13 protein-coding genes and 1 tRNA gene are annotated in these 17479 nt (G+C 33.3%); 2 read left to right on the top strand and 12 right to left on the bottom strand.

The features are described from left to right. Window positions 1–32: 32 nt before the first annotated feature. The 5 genes from AB3G36_RS05095 to AB3G36_RS05075 form a co-directional block, all read right to left on the bottom strand. Window positions 33–2240 (bottom strand): TonB-dependent receptor, encoded by a 2208-nt coding sequence (locus AB3G36_RS05095; RefSeq protein ID WP_367756662.1) that lies wholly within the window; start codon window positions 2238–2240, stop codon window positions 33–35. A gap of 220 nt (window positions 2241–2460) precedes the next feature. After that, window positions 2461–2811, bottom strand: a complete 351-nt coding sequence (locus AB3G36_RS05090) for a hypothetical protein (RefSeq protein WP_367756660.1) — start codon at window positions 2809–2811, stop codon at window positions 2461–2463. A gap of 101 nt (window positions 2812–2912) precedes the next feature. Continuing rightward, window positions 2913–3902, bottom strand: a complete 990-nt coding sequence (locus AB3G36_RS05085; RefSeq protein WP_367756658.1) for an aspartate-semialdehyde dehydrogenase — start codon at window positions 3900–3902, stop codon at window positions 2913–2915. A 221-nt stretch (window positions 3903–4123) separates the two neighbouring features. After that, window positions 4124–4546, bottom strand: a complete 423-nt coding sequence (gene mscL / locus AB3G36_RS05080; RefSeq protein ID WP_367756656.1) for a large conductance mechanosensitive channel protein MscL — start codon at window positions 4544–4546, stop codon at window positions 4124–4126. Window positions 4547–4636: 90 nt separating this feature from the next. Continuing rightward, window positions 4637–7081 carry a bifunctional UDP-N-acetylmuramoyl-tripeptide:D-alanyl-D-alanine ligase/alanine racemase gene (locus AB3G36_RS05075; RefSeq protein ID WP_367756654.1) on the bottom strand — a complete coding sequence of 815 codons (2445 nt, stop codon included), beginning with the start codon at window positions 7079–7081 and terminating at the stop codon, window positions 4637–4639. A 206-nt stretch (window positions 7082–7287) separates the two neighbouring features. On the opposite strand from AB3G36_RS05075, the gene AB3G36_RS05070 reads away from it, so the two are divergent. After that, window positions 7288–7893, top strand: coding sequence for a hypothetical protein (locus AB3G36_RS05070; RefSeq protein ID WP_367756652.1), 606 nt, complete (start codon window positions 7288–7290; stop codon window positions 7891–7893). Here the strand turns inward: AB3G36_RS05070 and AB3G36_RS05065 are convergent. From AB3G36_RS05065 to AB3G36_RS05045, 5 genes are all read right to left on the bottom strand, one after another. After that, window positions 7888–8595 carry a porin family protein gene (locus tag AB3G36_RS05065; protein ID WP_367756650.1) on the bottom strand — a complete coding sequence of 236 codons (708 nt, stop codon included), beginning with the start codon at window positions 8593–8595 and terminating at the stop codon, window positions 7888–7890. The two genes, AB3G36_RS05070 and AB3G36_RS05065, sit on opposite strands and share 6 nt — an antisense overlap. Window positions 8596–9562: 967 nt before the next feature. Beyond that, window positions 9563–9649: transfer RNA gene (locus tag AB3G36_RS05060), tRNA-Ser, on the bottom strand. Between the two features lie 60 nt (window positions 9650–9709). Continuing rightward, the gene (locus AB3G36_RS05055; RefSeq protein WP_367756648.1) at window positions 9710–10738 is read right to left on the bottom strand and encodes an asparaginase; all 1029 of its coding nucleotides are present in this window, start codon (window positions 10736–10738) and stop codon (window positions 9710–9712) included. Further along, entirely contained in the window at window positions 10738–11865 is a 1128-nt protein-coding gene (locus AB3G36_RS05050) for a 1-acyl-sn-glycerol-3-phosphate acyltransferase (RefSeq protein WP_367756646.1), read from the bottom strand. The genes AB3G36_RS05055 and AB3G36_RS05050 overlap by 1 nt, the downstream gene beginning before the upstream one ends. Before the next feature lie 60 nt (window positions 11866–11925). Then, on the bottom strand, window positions 11926–12693 hold the full coding sequence (locus AB3G36_RS05045) for a TatD family hydrolase (protein ID WP_367756644.1): 768 nt from the start codon (window positions 12691–12693) through the stop codon (window positions 11926–11928). A gap of 94 nt (window positions 12694–12787) precedes the next feature. Here AB3G36_RS05045 and AB3G36_RS05040 point away from each other — a divergent pair, with 94 nt between their 5' ends. Then, window positions 12788–13225 (top strand): retropepsin-like aspartic protease, encoded by a 438-nt coding sequence (locus AB3G36_RS05040; RefSeq protein ID WP_367756642.1) that lies wholly within the window; start codon window positions 12788–12790, stop codon window positions 13223–13225. 59 nt (window positions 13226–13284) lie between these two features. Here AB3G36_RS05040 and odhB read toward each other — a convergent pair whose 3' ends face one another. After that, window positions 13285–14505 carry a 2-oxoglutarate dehydrogenase complex dihydrolipoyllysine-residue succinyltransferase gene (gene odhB, locus AB3G36_RS05035; RefSeq protein WP_367756640.1) on the bottom strand — a complete coding sequence of 407 codons (1221 nt, stop codon included), beginning with the start codon at window positions 14503–14505 and terminating at the stop codon, window positions 13285–13287. A gap of 182 nt (window positions 14506–14687) precedes the next feature. Then, window positions 14688–17462, bottom strand: coding sequence for a 2-oxoglutarate dehydrogenase E1 component (locus tag AB3G36_RS05030; protein WP_367756638.1), 2775 nt, complete (start codon window positions 17460–17462; stop codon window positions 14688–14690). Between the last annotated feature and the right edge of the window lie 17 nt (window positions 17463–17479).

Raw genomic sequence — 17479 nt, 5'->3', positions numbered from 1 at the left:
TTGAACAAAAACTTATTATGTTTCTATTTCAATTAAATATTAAAATTTACTCCAAGTACAATGTTCCTTCCTATGTTTGGAATTCCGTCATTTTTAAGACGTGAAAGGTGAGCGATATATCTTTTGTCAAAAAGATTGTTTCCATTTAAATTAACATCAAAAACTGTTCCGCCTAATTTTACTGTTCCGCCTAAACCAAGATTTATTAATGTATATCCGTTAGATTCAGTTTCAAATCCACTAACATTGTTTTGGTTTAAGGTGGTACTCACATTAAAAGTTGCAAATCCATCTTCAAGCCAATCCTTGATTTTAAATTCGCCTTTAAAAGTATTATTCCAATTATTCGCAGGAATTAAAGGCAAATAATCTCCATTTTGCTTCTTGCCTGTAACGGTTTCAAAACTGGTTTCATAATGCAACCAATCTAACGGATGTGGATGAAAATGCATACCAATTTCGCCTCCATACAATTTAGCATTGTTTTGAATATAATTGAAAACATCATTATTATCTAACACTGTTCCTGCAGGCGACGTATAAATATAGTTATTGATATGGTTGTAAAACCCATTAACAAAAAACTCAAAATGATCGGTTTTATATTCCAAGTTCAAATCCGTTTGTATGTTTTGCTCCGTTTTTAAATCTCCATTTCCTATTTCGTATCGATTGGTTCCCTCATGCACTCCATTAGAAGTAAGCTCGGCTAAATTTGGCGCTCTAAATCCAGAAGCCAAATTCAATCTAAAAGTCAAATCATTGGCAAGATTTGTTTTGTAACCTACCGAGGCATTAAAACTATCAAACGATCTATCAATTGGTTTAAAATAACCTTCCTCACCTTGATTTCCATGCTCATCAGTAGTTACTTGTCTGTTGTCAAAACGCAAACCTGCCTGTAATACATTAGTTTTCCATTCGTAATTCACCGTTCCAAAAACACCAAAATCATTAGTAATTGCATCAGGAATTAAATATTCGTCTCCTAAATTCGTATTCGTTTGATGCATTCCTTGAATCCCTACAATCGATTCCAGTTTGCCTATTTTTGGCAAATGATATTTAGCATCGTAATTAAAGGTTTTCAGTTTCATATGTAAACCGGCCACATTACTATCTACAAACTCTGAACGATCATTTGCGATGTATCCTAAATCGACATCCAGTTTTGAATTTTTGAAGTAGAAAATAGAGTTTAAACTCAGTAAATTATTAAAAACTCCTTGTCTAGGAAAACCCGTCTTTTTGCTCGAAGATTGAGATGCTATTCCATCTTCAGGAATTCCCAAATCCAGTTTATTGAAGTTATAACGCAACACACTAGAAAACGTTGCATTACTATATCCAATTCCTGTTTTGAAATCGGTTTCATTGTATCTCGTATTGGTTACACGATCTCCTCCAGAAATACGGTAATCCGAATGGGTATTGTAACTACCTCGAGCTAGGAATTTCCAGTTTTCAGTAGATGTTTTTACTCCTAAAGAAGAGTTACTCCCTAGCGTTTTTGAAAATAGTTTTTGACTAAAATTAGCTTTAATTGTATTGGCATCAGCAAATTTTTCAGGATTGAAATACAAAACCCCACCCAGCGCATCGGAACCATACAACAAAGAGGCTGGTCCTTTGATAACCTCAACACTTTCTACTCCCGCGTCATTTAATCCTAAACCATGCTCGTCTCCAAACTGTTGATTTTCCATACGGACTCCTTGAGAATAGACTAAAACACGATTGCCACTCAAACCACGAATCACCGGTTTCCCGATAGATGTTCCCGTTGAAACTTGAGAAACTCCGGGAATAGTGGCCAACCCTTCTATCAAAGTAGCTGTCCCTTTTTGCTGCAATGATTTGATTGTCTCGTGCTCCACTTTCATTACGTTTTGGGATTGAATTTTATTGAAAGCGGTAGAAACAATTACCTCATCCATTTGAAAAATACTTTCTTCTAAGATGACATCTAGTGTATTCTCTTTTTGTACTTTTTGAATGGTTTTATTTTGAGTAGTGAAACCGACGAAGGTAAAGTCCAGTTTTAAATCCCCATTAGGAAGGTTTGTTAAACTGTATTTTCCATTTGCATCTGTTGTGGTTCCTTTATGCAATTCTGGAGCAGAAACAGAAACTCCTTTTATAGGCTGATTTGCCAAATTAAGTACAGTTCCTGAAACGGAATTTTGGGCATGTAGTAGTGCCGAAAACCCTAACAATAGCGTAATTATAATTTTTTTCATTGAAAATGATTGTATTCTCATGGGTGCCAAAGTAACAGCACTCCATGCGTGAGATTGTTTTTAATTGTATTTGAAATTATAATGCGATTTAAACAAAGGCAATTCATAAAAACCCGAATAGTCTAAAAACTAAGGATTGAAATCGTTTATCACGAATTGAATCACTCAATTTAGAGCTTTATGATTTAAAATTATCTTTTAGTTTAAATAACAGAGCAGTTTAAACAATTAAAGTTGGGGGACCACGATGGGAGTATAAGCTTCCTGAAAAGGAGATAACAGTCTCGCCATTTTCAAAAAAATAAGGAAGCGACTGGTAATTAGAGTGTAGTGCGTAATAAAACTGTAGCGGAGAAACATAGGAACCGAATGTAAAATGACATACTTTACAATCATCTAAATTATGATGTTGGTGGGTTATTTCGGTATGGGTAACATTGTATTTGTGGTGGCATTCTGTTTGCGAAAATTGCTTTACAAAGTGTTCATAGGTATGTAACGATTGAAATAGTATCGAAAACACTATAATCAACGCCAAAGAAAGACTGAGTAGGAGCTGTTTCTTTTTCATACACTACAAATGTAGGAAAACATCAAAAAGAAAACCATCTAAATTAACAAAACATAAAGAATTATTAACGTAGATGGTTTAAGATAGTTGTGTATTGCTAATTATACCAATTTAGCTGCAATAAGGTATTCCGCAATTTGAATTGTATTAGTAGCTGCACCTTTACGTAAATTGTCAGCAACAATCCACATATTTAGTGTATTTGCTTGGCTTTCGTCACGACGAATTCTACCTACAAAAACTTCATCTTTACCCTGTGCGTACATGGGCATTGGGTACGTGTATGTATCATTGTTATCTTGAACTACTACTCCATCAGTATGGTACAAAATGTTTTGAATATCCGAAACCACAAAATCATTAGAGAATTCCACATTTACCGCTTCACTGTGACCACCCACGATAGGCACACGAACAGCAGTTGCAGTGACTGCAATTGTTTTGTCATCAAGGATTTTTTGAGTCTCACGAACCAATTTCATCTCCTCTTTTGTATATCCGTTTTCTTCAAAAGAATCACATTGAGGAATCGCATTTCTATGAATAGGATATTTGTAAGCCATCTCCCCTTGCACGCCTGCATATTCATTTTCTAATTGTTGTACTGCTTTAACTCCAGTTCCAGTTATAGACTGATAAGTAGAAACGATTACACGCTTAATGTTGTATTTTCTATGTAGTGGCGCCAAAACTAAAACCATTTGAATAGTTGAACAGTTCGGGTTAGCAATAATTTTGTCGTCTTTAGTTAGAGAAGCAGCATTGATTTCAGGAACAATTAATTTCTTAGAAGGATCCATTCTCCAAGCAGATGAATTATCAATAACTGTTGTTCCGGCCGCAGCAAATTTTGGAGCCCACTCTAATGATGTATCGCCACCTGCAGAGAATAAAGCAATATCAGCTTTCATGTCTACGGCAGTTTGCATGCCCACTACTTTGTATTTTTTTCCTTTGTATTCAATTTCTTTTCCAACTGATCTTTCAGAAGCAACAGGAATTAATTCTGTAACTGGGAAATTTCTTTCTGCCAAAACTTTTAACATTACTTCGCCCACCATTCCAGTAGCGCCTACAACTGCTATTCTCATCTTATATTTTTATTATTGAATATTAATTTTGAAGTACAAAAGTAAGTAATATTCAACTCGAAACAAGAGTATTCACAAAAAATAACAAAATGTTACAAATTAAACAATTTGTAATTAAACGCTGATTTACACCCAAAAAATCAAACCCTTTTCACACTTAATAAAAAGAAAAACCGCCTCAATTAAGAAGCGGTTAAGTTAGAATATATAGTATAGCGGCATTATTTTTTCAATAAATCTCTAATTTGAGTAAGCAATTCTTCTTGAGTTGGTCCCGCTGGAGTGGCAGCAGCAACTACAACTTCTTCTTTCTTTTTCATTTTTTCAGCAGCTCTTAAGACGATAAAAACAAACAAGGCAATTATAACAAAGTTGATTACAGCTTGAACTAAGTTACCATACGTAATTACAGCAGCACCTGCCGTTTTTGCTGCAGCTAAGTCAACATAACTGTTACCATCTAATGTTATGAATTTTGTAGTAAAATCAATTCCACCAGTTATTAAACCCACAATAGGCATAATAACATCATCAACTGCAGAACCTACAATTTTACCAAATGCACCACCAATAACTACAGCAGTTGCTAAACTTAACACATCACCTTTCATTAAAGAGGCTTTAAAATCACTGAAAAATCCCATAATTGTTTTCTTTAGGTTAAAAATATTTTTGAACTTCTAAATTAATAAAAATTTAACATTCCTTAATAAATTATCGATAATTATAATAAATTAACGATAAAAAACACGTTTTACCCGTTGTGAAATACTCGTTAGAATTTCATAAGGGATTGTCTGTAATTTTTTTGCAATATAAGATACCGTTGGGTTTTCTCCAAAAATAATTACCAAATCACCTTCTGTACAATCAATTTCTGTAACATCAACCATTAACATATCCATACAAATGCTACCCAAAATAATTGCCTTCTCGTCTTTTATAGTAACAAAACCGAGTCCGTTTCCCCAAGCTCTAGAAATTCCATCGGCATAACCTATGGGAATTGTGGCTACCTTGGTTGTTTTACTAGCCATGAATTTTCGTCCATATCCTACACTTTCACCAGCAGAAATAGTTCTAATTTGTGATATAACCGATTTTAAGGTACCTACATTTTCTAAGTACTTTTGTTCGGATGGATCATTAGAAACACCATAAAGCCCAATTCCTAAACGAACCATGTTAAATTGAGAATCGGGGTAATTACTAATTCCTGAGGTATTCAAAATATGTCGGATGGGATTTATTTCTAATTCAGTACAAATTTTAGAAGATAATTTTTCAAACAGTGCAATCTGCGCCAAAGCAAATTCACGATGTTTCAAATCGTCGCTAGTAGCCAAATGAGATAAAATGCTTTTCACATAGACCGTATCATGTCCTTTCAACGTTGCAATGAGCTCATCAATTGTGTCTTCTTCAAAACCCAAACGATGCATCCCTGTATCTAGTTTAATGTGAATAGGAAAATGCTTTAGTTTTTTTTGGGTTGCAATCTTCAAGAAAGCATAAAGCCCTTTTAAACAATAAATTTCTGGTTCTAGTTGATGTTGTATAATGGCCGAAAAACTAGTGTTCTCTGGATTCAAAACCATTATAGGCAAATGAATCCCCCCATTTTTCAACGATATTCCTTCATCGGCGAAAGCCACACCCAGATAATCTACTTTATGATGCTCGAGTAATTTAGCAATTTCAAGTCCGCCATTACCATAACCAAATGCTTTTACCATGACCATAATTCTCACCTTGGGATTCAGCTTTGACTTGAAGAAATTGAGATTGTAACTAATGGCATTTAGGTTAATTTCTAAAACTGTTTCATGCGTTTTCTCTTCTAATAATTGAACGATTTCTTCAAATTGAAAAGAACGTGCTCCTTTGATCAAAATAGTTTCGTTTACAAATTCAAGATTTTCAAAATCAGCAATAAATTCGGCTGTATTTTTATACGTAATGCAATTGGCAAATTTATCTTTAAATGCTGATATAGTTTCTCCAATTCCAATAATTCGATTGATATTATTGGAAACAATTAAGGTGGCAACTCGGGAATATAACTCCTCATTTGCCAACCCGCTTTGAAAAATATCCGATAGAATTATCGTTTTCTTTTGGAATTGTTTTTGACTCTCCAAGAAATCCAATGCTATTTTTAAAGATTGAAAATCCGAGCTGTAACTGTCATCAATAATACTACAATTATTGATTCCGTTTTTTACTTTCAACCGCATTTCTACAGGATAAAGTAATAACATTCTTGCCTGAATTGTTTCGTTGTCATAATTGAAATATAACAGGGTCATTAAACAGGACACAGCATTCTCAATGGATGCGCTATCTAGAAAAGGAATCTCTAATGTAAACTGATTCCCTTTGTACTTATAATACAATATTATGCTTTCGCTTTTTATTTCTTTTTTAAATACAAAAACATCTACATCTTCATTTTCAAAACTCCAATTGAACTTTTTTGATGTTGGTAGAATATAGTTGTCAACTAAACTATTCTTTTGATAAATAACAACTTCAGCCCTTTTAAAGAGTGTTAGTTTTTCCTTTATTTTTTCCTCTAAATTTTGAAACCCTTCATCATGCGAAGAGCCAATATTTGTCAAAATTCCAATTGTAGGTCGAATTACCTTTTCCAGTTTTCCCATTTCATTCACAGTGGAAATCCCTGCTTCAAAAACCCCTAAATTATGTTTTTCATTAATAGCAATTACAGACAAAGGCACACCCACCTGTGAGTTATAACTTTTAGGACTCCGAATAATATTAAAATCGGGACTTAATAAAAAATTGAGCCATTCTTTTACAATTGTTTTTCCATTACTGCCTGTTAAACCAATAACTGGAAAATGAAATAAATTGCGGTAATAAGACGCAAATTGTTGCAAAGCATCCAAAGTATTTTTGACAACCAAAAAATTAGCTTTACTCTCACAACCCTCAGGAATATAATTCACAACAAAATTATGAACACCAATAGCAATCAATTCTTTAATATACAAATGTGCATCATTATTAGGCCCAACTAACGCAAAAAACAAAGTATGCGAACTATTTTGCAAGGATCGACTATCAATAGAAACCGTATCCACTGCAGCATCCGAATCAGTGCCAAACCATTTGGCTTCAAGAATTGGTATTATGTTTTTTATTAATATACTCATTTATAGCTAACGTTTTAAACGTATGTTTTTACGGATTGGTTAATCTCTCTCAAAAATAAGACTTCTTTTTATAATGCTAGCATTCACTTTACAACAATTTAATTCAAATTCCTTTTAAATTAAAATCATTATCAATTCTAGAGTAGATTTGATTTCCTATTTTACTAGATTTCTTATCTTTGCTACGCTAACCAAATATAGAAGTCTTGAAAAAAATCCTTCCCCTATTTTCTTATATCTTGCACCCTATTTTTATTCCTGTTTACGCCACCTTGTTCTATCTTTTTTCAAATAATTCTTACTTTTTAAATAAAGAAAAATATTTAGTTTTACTACAAGTTATAATAATCACCGTGTTCCTTCCGATTTTGTTCTTCTGGGGGTTGCGCTCAACAGGGAAAATCAGTTCGGCAATGGCGCCGCTTCTCTCTGAACGTAAAATTCCATTAGTACTTCAATGTTTTTTAATCATTTTTTTGGTTCGCACCAACATCACAATCGAACGTTATCCAGAATTGCATTTTTTCTTTTTGGGGGCTTTATTAAGTACTCTAATAGCGTTGCTTCTTTTATTTGCTAAAATGAAAGTAAGCCTGCATATGATTGGAATAAGTGCTTTGACATTTTTTGTATTGGGTTTAAATTTACACTTTCAAACACAAAATATTTTTTCGATACTATTTTTAATTCTGATGAACGGTTTTATAGCTTCATCCCGATTAGAAATGAACGCACATACCGTTAAAGAATTAATTATTGGCTTTTTAATAGGTGCACTTCCTCAAGTATTGCTAATGTACTTATGGCTATAGAATGTAAAAAATAACTCCAATATTAAGTGATTTAATACCTAGTTGCTCCCCATTAATTTGAGCCGTTTTTTTGAAAATTGAGTTTAAACCATAATAAGCATAAACATTTATTGTATTGTAGCCCGAAGACACATACAATCCATATAAAAATTTATTGAAATCTTTATTTCCTGTAATGGTTGTTTTTCCATCTCCATCACTAAAAACAGATTTATCATAAATTAAATAACTAAACTTAACTCCTCCATAAATTCTCCAAAACTTATGACTCTCATAGGTAGAGGTTCTCCATCGAAACTCAACAGGTAAGTCAACTAATAGCTGGGTAAATTTATTTTTGCTATACGTTGCTTTAGAATCAATTATTGCATAAACTGGCAATTGATTCGTGCCTGTAATCGCTAAATTTTGATTGTAATTATTGTATGAGAAACCCAATCCAGATGCAATTGCAACGGTTCTGTCTTTATTTATTGGCATATCTCTAAGAAACCCCAAAGAAAGTCCTGTTGAGAATTTTTTTTGAGATAACCCAGCAGGCTTTTGTTGTAAAGTATTGTATGTAAACCCAAAATAAAACTGATCTTCTCTATATAAAGAATCAATCTTTATTGGTGCTTTTTCCTTTAACGACACACTTTCTTCTTGCGAAAAAGCATTAAAAAAGGGAATTAAAAGGAAACAACTTAAAAAAAATCGCATAGTCTTATTTTTGTTTGATGACATAATCATAATTAAATACATTCTCAACTATTGCTATTCTTTATAGCAGTACAAATATAGGATTTTGACAGCTTTATGCTACCTAATGTTTTTAAAAAAAACTGTCATTTATATAAATGCAAATACCCCACTAAATATATTTAGTGGGGTATTTGCGTTGAGTTATAAAACTCCGTACGATTCTTTTAATTTATCAATTCGTAATATCTTGTAGGAGCCATTTTTTTAATTCAAAAAACCGCATACCCTGATACCGATATAAATTAAAAAACCATCAAAATCAATACTCCTATGGAAAGACTAGCTGCCATAACAAAAAAGCTTCCTATGTATAAAAACATCTCGTTTTTTTTATTTTCCATTTTCATTAGTAAATTATTATTCGTTAGTATCCAATTTTTTTGTTAGTTAAATCTACGAAATAATCCGTTTAAACAACAAATTAAATCGATTAAATACATTTATTTTTATTTTAAATACGTTTTTTCTTATATTTTAATTTTATACAACTACAAGACATACTACAATCCCAACAAAAGAAATCTTGAACTCCTAATTGACTCAAAATAATCACTAAAACTTTAAAAAAAATTAAATTAAAGAGACAAAGCTTTTAAAGAAAAAACAAACATTCCACATTTAGAAATACGCAACACAAAAATCAAAACTAAAGATTGTCTTTAAGCAATTGTTTATTAGATAAATATATCATTAGTCCGTTTTGGAAAGGTTAAAAATTAAAGCCAAAAAAATTCCAAAAAGAAAGCCTATTTTTATTGTGGAGAGGAAGTCATTAATTAGGTAGTATCATAAGGAGAGTATTTCACAAAGAAACAATCGTTTCTACATGCCAAACTCCTTTTTGCCTTTAAAATAGACGAGCAAAAAGACAATAAAAGCTATAAAACAAAAAATGCTCCCTTTTTAGGGAGCAATAATCATTTTGCAGAGAGGATGGGATTCGAACCCACGATGCAGTTACCCACATACTAGCTTTCCAGGCTAGCTCCTTCAACCACTCGGACACCTCTCTTTTTATTTGAGGATGCAAATAACATGAAAAAAAATGAGTTAGAAAAGCAAAATCAATTTATTATGCAATTTCTCCTCTCAAAGAGGTTTCAAAAACTGTTTTAAAAGCTTTTGGCGCAATATCATGTCCTAGTAGATACATTAGTTTTGTAATGGCAGCCTCAGTGGTAATATCTTTTCCAGAAATGACTCCAATTTCTTTTAAAACGGTACTTGTTTCATATTGTCCCATATTCACGCTTCCGCCCGAACATTGAGTAACATTAACAATATGTATCCCGTCTAAAATTGCTTTACGCATTAGGTTTAAAAACCAATCTTCGGTAGGAGCATTTCCTGAACCATAGGTCTCTAAAATAATTCCTTTTAAATCTTTTATTGATAAAATACCTGACAAAACTGTTTCACTCATTCCTGGGAACATTTTGACAATAGCCACATTATTATCCATTTTTTTATGAAGCTGCAAAGGCTTGTCGCTGATTTCTGAAAGAAACAATTCAGGATATAATTTTAAATGTACTCCTGATTCCACTAATTCAGGATAATTAGGAGATGTAAAGGCTCTAAAATGTTCCGCATTAATTTTAGTCGTACGGTTTCCTCGGTATAATTTATATTCAAAATACAAACAAACTTCTTTAATAATTGGCTTGCCATTTTCTAATAAAGAAGCAATTTGAATTGCGGTAATTAAATTTTCTTTGGCATCTGTACGCAAATCACCAATAGGCAACTGAGAACCTGTAAAAATGACTGGCTTAGACAAATTCTCTAGCATAAAACTCAATGCAGATGCTGAATAAGACATCGTGTCTGAACCATGCAACACTACAAAACCATCAAAAGAGTCATAATTTTCTTCAATAACAGAACCAATATAACACCACTGTTCCGGATTCATATTTGATGAATCAATAGGGTCTTCAAATGAATAGGTTTCAATTGCACAATCTAATTGTTTCAATTCGGGTATGTTTTTCAATAATTTACTGAAATTAAACGCCTTAAGCGCTCCAGTTTCAAAATCTTTGCTCATCCCGATTGTACCACCAGTATATATCAATAAAATCCTAGCCTTCGTATTCATTAAATGTGTTTTAATTGATTAACAACTGGATTAGCATACATATTCAAAATCCCTTGCAAAGCCACCGGGTTTTCGGCATCTATCCTCATCTCTAATCTACGTTCAAACAGTGATTTTTCGTTTTCAGTATACAACTGAGTATGTTGATTTGTTTTATTCAAAATATCATAAGCAATATAGTTTGTAGGCCATAACTTATAATTCTTCAAGATTGAATCATCAATTACTTGTGCTAAAGCTTGTATTTGCTTATTTGAATTTTCAAATTCATTTTTAATTGCGTCCAGTTCAGTATCTAAAACATCCCCAATATGAATATGAATTCTTTTCTTTGGTCCCATTACACCACTTAGTAATGTCATGAAATCCTCGTTTTTTTCCTTAATATAAACTTCATTATTGGCCTCAGCCATTAACTGCGGAATTTTTAAAACATCCGTTGGATCATATTCGTAAGAAATAGAAACAGGAACAATTTTTATTTTTTTAAAATAATCCATTAAATTTGACTCATCAGAACCCATTCCAAGCATTTTTAAAACACCAGGATTTGTCTCGTCATTACCATCTTTTGTCCTACCTTCTCTTTGCGCAATCCAAACAGAACGGTTTTCATGTTGTAACAAGTGTCCAATATACTCCGAAAGTGTTTTTGAACTTAGCAACATTTCTCTTGGTGTCAAACCTCTTTGAACCAAAAAATTACGATTCAGTTTTGCTAACGTATTCAAGAAATCTTTCTTAACAAGATTATCTCCAATTGCCGAAGCTGTCATTACTAATCCATGTTCAAACAATGCAACATTCAGTAAGGTCGTATCCAAAAGGATATCTCTATGATTAGAAATAAACAAATAAGACTCTCCTTTGTCTAATTTTTCAAAACCAGAAGTTGTCAATCCATCAGAACTTTTTTCTAATACTTTTTGTATCGTATGATAAATAAAATTACATTGAAAATCACGAATAGAATGTGTTTTTCTAAGCTGTTCTTTCCAAACTTCATCTTCTGAATCAGGGAAAGTGAAATTCATCATAGCTTTCATCATAGGATGATTCACTACATCTAGAATGGCATCATTAATTTCGGAATCATAAAATGGCCGAATAGCGTCAAATTTTTGCATTTTGGTAATTTTAAGTGGGCAAATGAACAAAAAAAATATCAATTTATAGTGAATTTAGCTTTAAATACCGAAAATTGCTTTAGAATTTTCAGTTGTTATCGCAGCAATAACTTCTATCGGAGATTCATATATCTGAGATAATTTATCAGCTACATTTAACAAATAACTACTTTCATTTCGTTTTCCTCTATAAGGAATAGGGGCTAAATAAGGAGAATCTGTTTCTAACACAATATTTTTTAAATCAATTTGTTTCAAAAACTGATCAATTTTCCCATTTTTAAAAGTCGCAACCCCACCAATTCCTAGTTTCATATTATACGAAATAGCTTGTAAAGCTTGTTCTTGCGTTCCCGTAAAACAATGAAAAATTCCAAACAAATCATCTCCTTTTTCTTGTTCTAAAACTTCAAAAACTTCATCAAAAGCATCTCGGCAGTGAATCACAATGGGTAACCTGTATTTTTTGGCCAATTGAATTTGTTTACTAAAAGCGTCTTGCTGCTCCTTTAAATGGGTTTTATCCCAAAACAAATCAATTCCAATTTCTCCTATAGCATAAAACTTCCTTTTGGCTAATTCTTCTTCTACGTGTTGCAATTCTTCCAGATAATTATCTTTTACATAGGTAGGATGCAATCCCATCATCAAAAAAACAGTTGAAGGATGTTTCTTTTCTAAATCATACATTGCATTTGTACAACTAGAATCTATGGCAGGAATAAAAAAACGAGAAACTCCAGCTTCAATAGCTCTTTGTATCATTTCCTCTCGATCTTGATTAAATTCTTCTGAATATAAATGGGTATGCGTATCCGTTAGTATCATTCTATTAATTTAAAAAGGCAAAGTTACTATTTTGAATTGTTGTTTTTTTAGATTCTTGGTAATTTAGATTACTTTTGAATATCAGTTTCAAACTATGAAAAACCTCCACGAAGTCTTAAAAAAGGAAAAATATAAAAAAATTAAATTTAAAATTACTAAAACACAACATCTTTTATTAAAGGCAAGAATTAATGGTGTTAAAGGAAATTTTATTTTGGATACGGGAGCTTCCAATAGTTGCATTGGATTTGAAAGTGTAACCTTATTTCAAGTCGAAGCTGAGGACTCAAAAACATTGGCTTCAGGAGCAGGAGCTACAGGAATGCAAACACAGATGGCTTCGAATAATACGCTCCAATTGGGCTTCTGGAAAGATGTTGAATTCAATTTGGTGATTTTTGATTTGTCTCATGTCAATGAAGCATTGATTCAGCATAAATCAAAACCAGTACATGGTATCATTGGCGCCGATGTATTGATGAAAGGAAAAGCAATTGTAGATTATTACAACCATTGTTTGTATTTACTATAATTAAAAAAAACTGCCTCAATAATTGAGGCAGTTTTTTTTTAAAATTTCAAACTAGTAAATTATAGTTCAAAAGCTCTTTTAGGATTGTTGTCTAACAATAATTCCATTGGGTTTTCTAAAGCTTCTTTCACAGCAACTAAGAAACCAACAGACTCACGACCATCAATAATTCTGTGGTCATATGAAAGTGCTACATACATCATTGGGTGAATTTCTACTTTCCCATTTACTGCAATAGGACGCTCGATAATGTTGTGCATTCCAAGAATTCCAGATTGAGGAGGATTGATAATAGGTGTAGACAACATAGACCCAAATACACCACCATTAGTAATAGTAAATGTACCACCAGTCATATCATCAACAGTGATTTGTCCATCACGTGCTCTAATTGCTAATCTTTTGATATCCGCTTCAACACCACGGAACGTTAAATTCTCCGCATTACGAACAACAGGAACCATTAATCCTTTTGGTCCAGATACTGCGATAGAAATATCACAGAAATCGTAAGCAATTTTATAATCACCATCCATCATAGAGTTCACATCTGGATATAATTTTAACGCTCTTGTTACTGCCTTTGTAAAGAAAGACATATATCCAAGACCTACACCAGCATGTTTTGCTTTGAATTCGTCTTTATATTGATTACGGATCAAGTTGATTGGCGTCATGTTTACTTCGTTGAAAGTAGTTAACATAGCCGTTTCATTTTTGGCAGCAACTAAACGCTCCGCTACTTTACGACGCAACATTGATAATTTAGTGCGCTCACTTCCACGGCTTCCTCCTGTAGGAGTTCCCATTGATGGTACTGCATTTACAGCATCATCTTTAGTTATTCTTCCGTCTTTACCAGTTCCTGTTACAGTTGTTGGAGCTATATTTTTTTCGTCTAATATTTTTCTTGCTGCTGGAGAAGGCGTTCCTGAAGCATATGTCGCTGCTGGAGCTGCTGCTACTGGAGCTGGAGCTGCTTTTGGTGCTTCGGCAACTGGAGCTGCTGCTGCTGGTGCAGGAGCTGAACCAGATGGTTTTGCTGCCGCAGTATCAATTAAACAAACTACTGCCCCTACTGCTACTGCATCACCTTCTTCTGCTTTTAATGTGATAATTCCACTAGCTTCTGCAGGTAATTCAAGAGTTGCTTTGTCAGAATCAACCTCAGCGATTGCTTGGTCTTTCTCTACATAATCTCCGTCTTTTACTAACCAAGTTGCAATTTCAACTTCTTTTATAGATTCCCCTGGTGATGGGACTTTCATTTCTAAAATCATCTTGTATAATTTTTAAATTATGAATTTTATTGTTTGAGTTGTTATTGAAACAACTACTGTTTATTGTTTGTTTTATTTTTTAGCCCTGATGGTAGCGGCATCCTTTCTTGTCCTGAATTTAGTTCAGGATCCAGAAACAAGTTCTGGACAAGAAAGATACAGCGTACAGCAGGAAATAGCTTCTAATTGAATAAATTTTTATCAAAAACCATTTTTATCGCATCGGCCTGACGACGTTTTGCTCTTGTGTAACTTCCTGATGCTGATGCTGAATATGCTTTTAACGAAGCTAATCTCCATTTTACCAAGTTGAAGTTCATCAACATAAAGCTGTAAGCTCCCATGTTTTTTGGTTCTTCTTGTGCCCAAACATAATCATCAGCATTAGGATATAATGCAATAATCGCTTTTAATTGTTCTACTGGTAACGGGAATAATTGTTCGATTCTAACTACTGCAACATCTTTACGACCGTTATTTTCTCTTTCGGCTGTAATATCATAGTAGAATTTTCCTGTACAAAAAACCAATGTTTTCACATCTGCTTTATTTACTGCAGTATCATCTATCGTTTCCTGGAAACTTCCGTTTTCTAACTCTTCAATGGTAGATATACATCTTGGGTCACGCAATAAACTCTTAGGTGTAAACACAATTAATGGTTTACGGAATTTTGTTTTCATTTGTCTTCTTAGCAAGTGAAAGAAATTCGCTGGAGTGGTACAGTCGGCCACAAACATATTTTGTCTTGCACAAAGCTGTAAGTAACGCTCCATTCTTCCTGATGAATGTTCAGCTCCTTGCCCTTCATATCCATGTGGCAATAACAACACGATACCGTTTTGATTATTCCATTTATCTTCTCCACAAGAGATGTATTGGTCAATCATGATTTGAGCTCCATTGCTGAAATCTCCAAATTGAGCTTCCCAAATAGTCAACGTATTAGGATTTGCTAAAGCATAACCATAATCAAATCCCAGTACTCCGTATTCAGATAAAAGAGAATTAAAGATATTAAAATTTCCTTTTTTACCTTCTAAGCTATTGATTAATGTTACCTCTTCTTCAGAATCTTCCACTTTTACTACGGCATGACGGTGAGAAAAAGTTCCTCTTTCTACGTCTTGCCCAGAAATACGTACATCATATCCTTCTTGTAATAACGAGCCATAAGCTAAATGTTCCGCCATTCCCCAATCTAATTTATTCGTTTCGAAAAACATCGTTTTTCTGTCGTTGATTAGTTTTTGGATTTTGCTGATGAATTTTTTATCCGAAGGTAAATTACAAACCGCATTGGCTACTTGAGTCAAACCTTCTTTTGAATAAGAAGTTTCAACATTTTGCAACATTTGTTTATCGGTAACTTGCTCAAAACCTAACCATTCATTTCTCATAAATGGAGTTATAATGGTCAAATCTTTTTTACGAGATGCTTCCAAATTCTCTTCCATTCTAGATTTGTATTCAACTTCTAGTCCTTTTACAAAATTAGAATCAATAACACCATCTGCTAATAATTTCTCTGCGTAAAGATCCCTTGGGTTTTTATGCTTCGCTATAATTTTATACAATACGGGTTGTGTAAAACGAGGTTCATCACCTTCATTATGACCGTATTTTCTATATCCTAATAAATCAATAAATACATCACGACCAAATTGCATTCTGAAATCCAAAGCAAAATCAATAGCATGAACTACCGCTTCAGGATCATCTGCATTTACGTGTAATACTGGTGACAATGTTACTTTGGCCACATCCGTACAATAAGTTGACGAACGAGCATCTAAATAATTTGTAGTAAACCCTACTTGATTGTTAATTACAATATGTATGGTCCCACCTGTTTTGTATCCATCTAACTGTGCCATTTGCACAATTTCGTAAAGTATCCCTTGTCCTGCAATCGCAGCATCACCGTGAACGGCGATTGGTAATACTTTAGAAAAATCATTTGGAAAATATTTATCTTGTTTTGCTCTTGTAATTCCTTCAATTACCGCACCTACTGTTTCAAGGTGAGAAGGATTTGGAGCCAAATTGATATTGATTTTTTTACCTGTGCTCGTGATCTTATCAGCAGTGAGTCCTAAGTGGTACTTAACATCCCCATCAAAATATTCTTGATCATAATCTTTCCCGTCAAATTCTCCGAAGATATCTTGAGTAGACTTCCCAAATATATTTGCTAAAACATTCAAACGGCCACGGTGTGCCATTCCCATTACAAACTGCTCCACTCCTTTTTCGGCTGCTCTTTCGATTAAAGCGTCAAGTGCAGGAATAATAGACTCACCCCCTTCTAGTGAAAATCGTTTTTGTCCTACATATTTAGTATGTAAGAAATTTTCAAAAGAAACGGCCTGATTCAATTTATTTAAAATTGATTTCTTTTCGTCTGCAGAGAAATTAGGCTGATTGTCGTTTACAGTTAGTTTATCTTGAATCCATTGAATAATCTCTGGTTTTCTAATATACATATACTCCACACCAATGTGTTGACAGTAAATGTTATCTAAATGTTTTATTATATCTGTTAATGTACAAGGAGCTATACCTATTACTTTTGCTGCATCAAAAACAGTATTTAAATCTGCAGTTGAAAGACCAAAATTAGTAATCTCAAGTGTTGGCTCAAATGTTCTTCTGTCTCTTACTGGATTAGTTTTGGTGAACAAATGTCCACGAGAACGATATCCTTCAACTAATTTCAAAACATTAAACTCTTTTTGAAGTTTTTCAGAAATTTGAGAATAGTCAACGTTGCCTGAGGTTTCACTGATTATATGCTGAACTGGATTTTCACCGTTATAAGTTTCCATTCCAAAGTCAAAACCTTGAAAAAAACTTCTCCAACTTGGCTCAACGCTATCTGGATTCTCTAAGTACTGATCGTATAATTGTGCAAAAAATTCTGTATGTGCTGCGTTTAAAAATGAAAACCTATCCATAATATTTATTGAATATA

Source organism: Flavobacterium sp. WC2430 (assembly GCF_040822075.1).
Taxonomy (GTDB): domain Bacteria; phylum Bacteroidota; class Bacteroidia; order Flavobacteriales; family Flavobacteriaceae; genus Flavobacterium.
This window is presented reverse-complemented; position numbering and strand designations above follow the sequence as displayed.

Excerpts from the sequence above, each read along its gene's own strand:
- AB3G36_RS05065 (WP_367756650.1), bottom strand. The coding sequence starts at position 8,595 with ATGCGATTTTTTTTAAGTTGTTTCCTTTTAATTCCCTTTTTTAATGCT.
- AB3G36_RS05050 (WP_367756646.1), bottom strand. The coding sequence starts at position 11,865 with ATGCAAAAATTTGACGCTATTCGGCCATTTTATGATTCCGAAATTAAT.
- AB3G36_RS05030 (WP_367756638.1), bottom strand. The coding sequence starts at position 17,462 with ATGGATAGGTTTTCATTTTTAAACGCAGCACATACAGAATTTTTTGCA.
- mscL (WP_367756656.1), bottom strand. The coding sequence starts at position 4,546 with ATGGGATTTTTCAGTGATTTTAAAGCCTCTTTAATGAAAGGTGATGTG.
- AB3G36_RS05075 (WP_367756654.1), bottom strand. The coding sequence starts at position 7,081 with ATGAGTATATTAATAAAAAACATAATACCAATTCTTGAAGCCAAATGG.
- AB3G36_RS05055 (WP_367756648.1), bottom strand. The coding sequence starts at position 10,738 with ATGAATACGAAGGCTAGGATTTTATTGATATATACTGGTGGTACAATC.
- AB3G36_RS05040 (WP_367756642.1), top strand. The coding sequence starts at position 12,788 with ATGAAAAACCTCCACGAAGTCTTAAAAAAGGAAAAATATAAAAAAATT.
- AB3G36_RS05045 (WP_367756644.1), bottom strand. The coding sequence starts at position 12,693 with ATGATACTAACGGATACGCATACCCATTTATATTCAGAAGAATTTAAT.
- AB3G36_RS05095 (WP_367756662.1), bottom strand. The coding sequence starts at position 2,240 with ATGAAAAAAATTATAATTACGCTATTGTTAGGGTTTTCGGCACTACTA.
- odhB (WP_367756640.1), bottom strand. The coding sequence starts at position 14,505 with ATGATTTTAGAAATGAAAGTCCCATCACCAGGGGAATCTATAAAAGAA.
- AB3G36_RS05090 (WP_367756660.1), bottom strand. The coding sequence starts at position 2,811 with ATGAAAAAGAAACAGCTCCTACTCAGTCTTTCTTTGGCGTTGATTATA.
- AB3G36_RS05085 (WP_367756658.1), bottom strand. The coding sequence starts at position 3,902 with ATGAGAATAGCAGTTGTAGGCGCTACTGGAATGGTGGGCGAAGTAATG.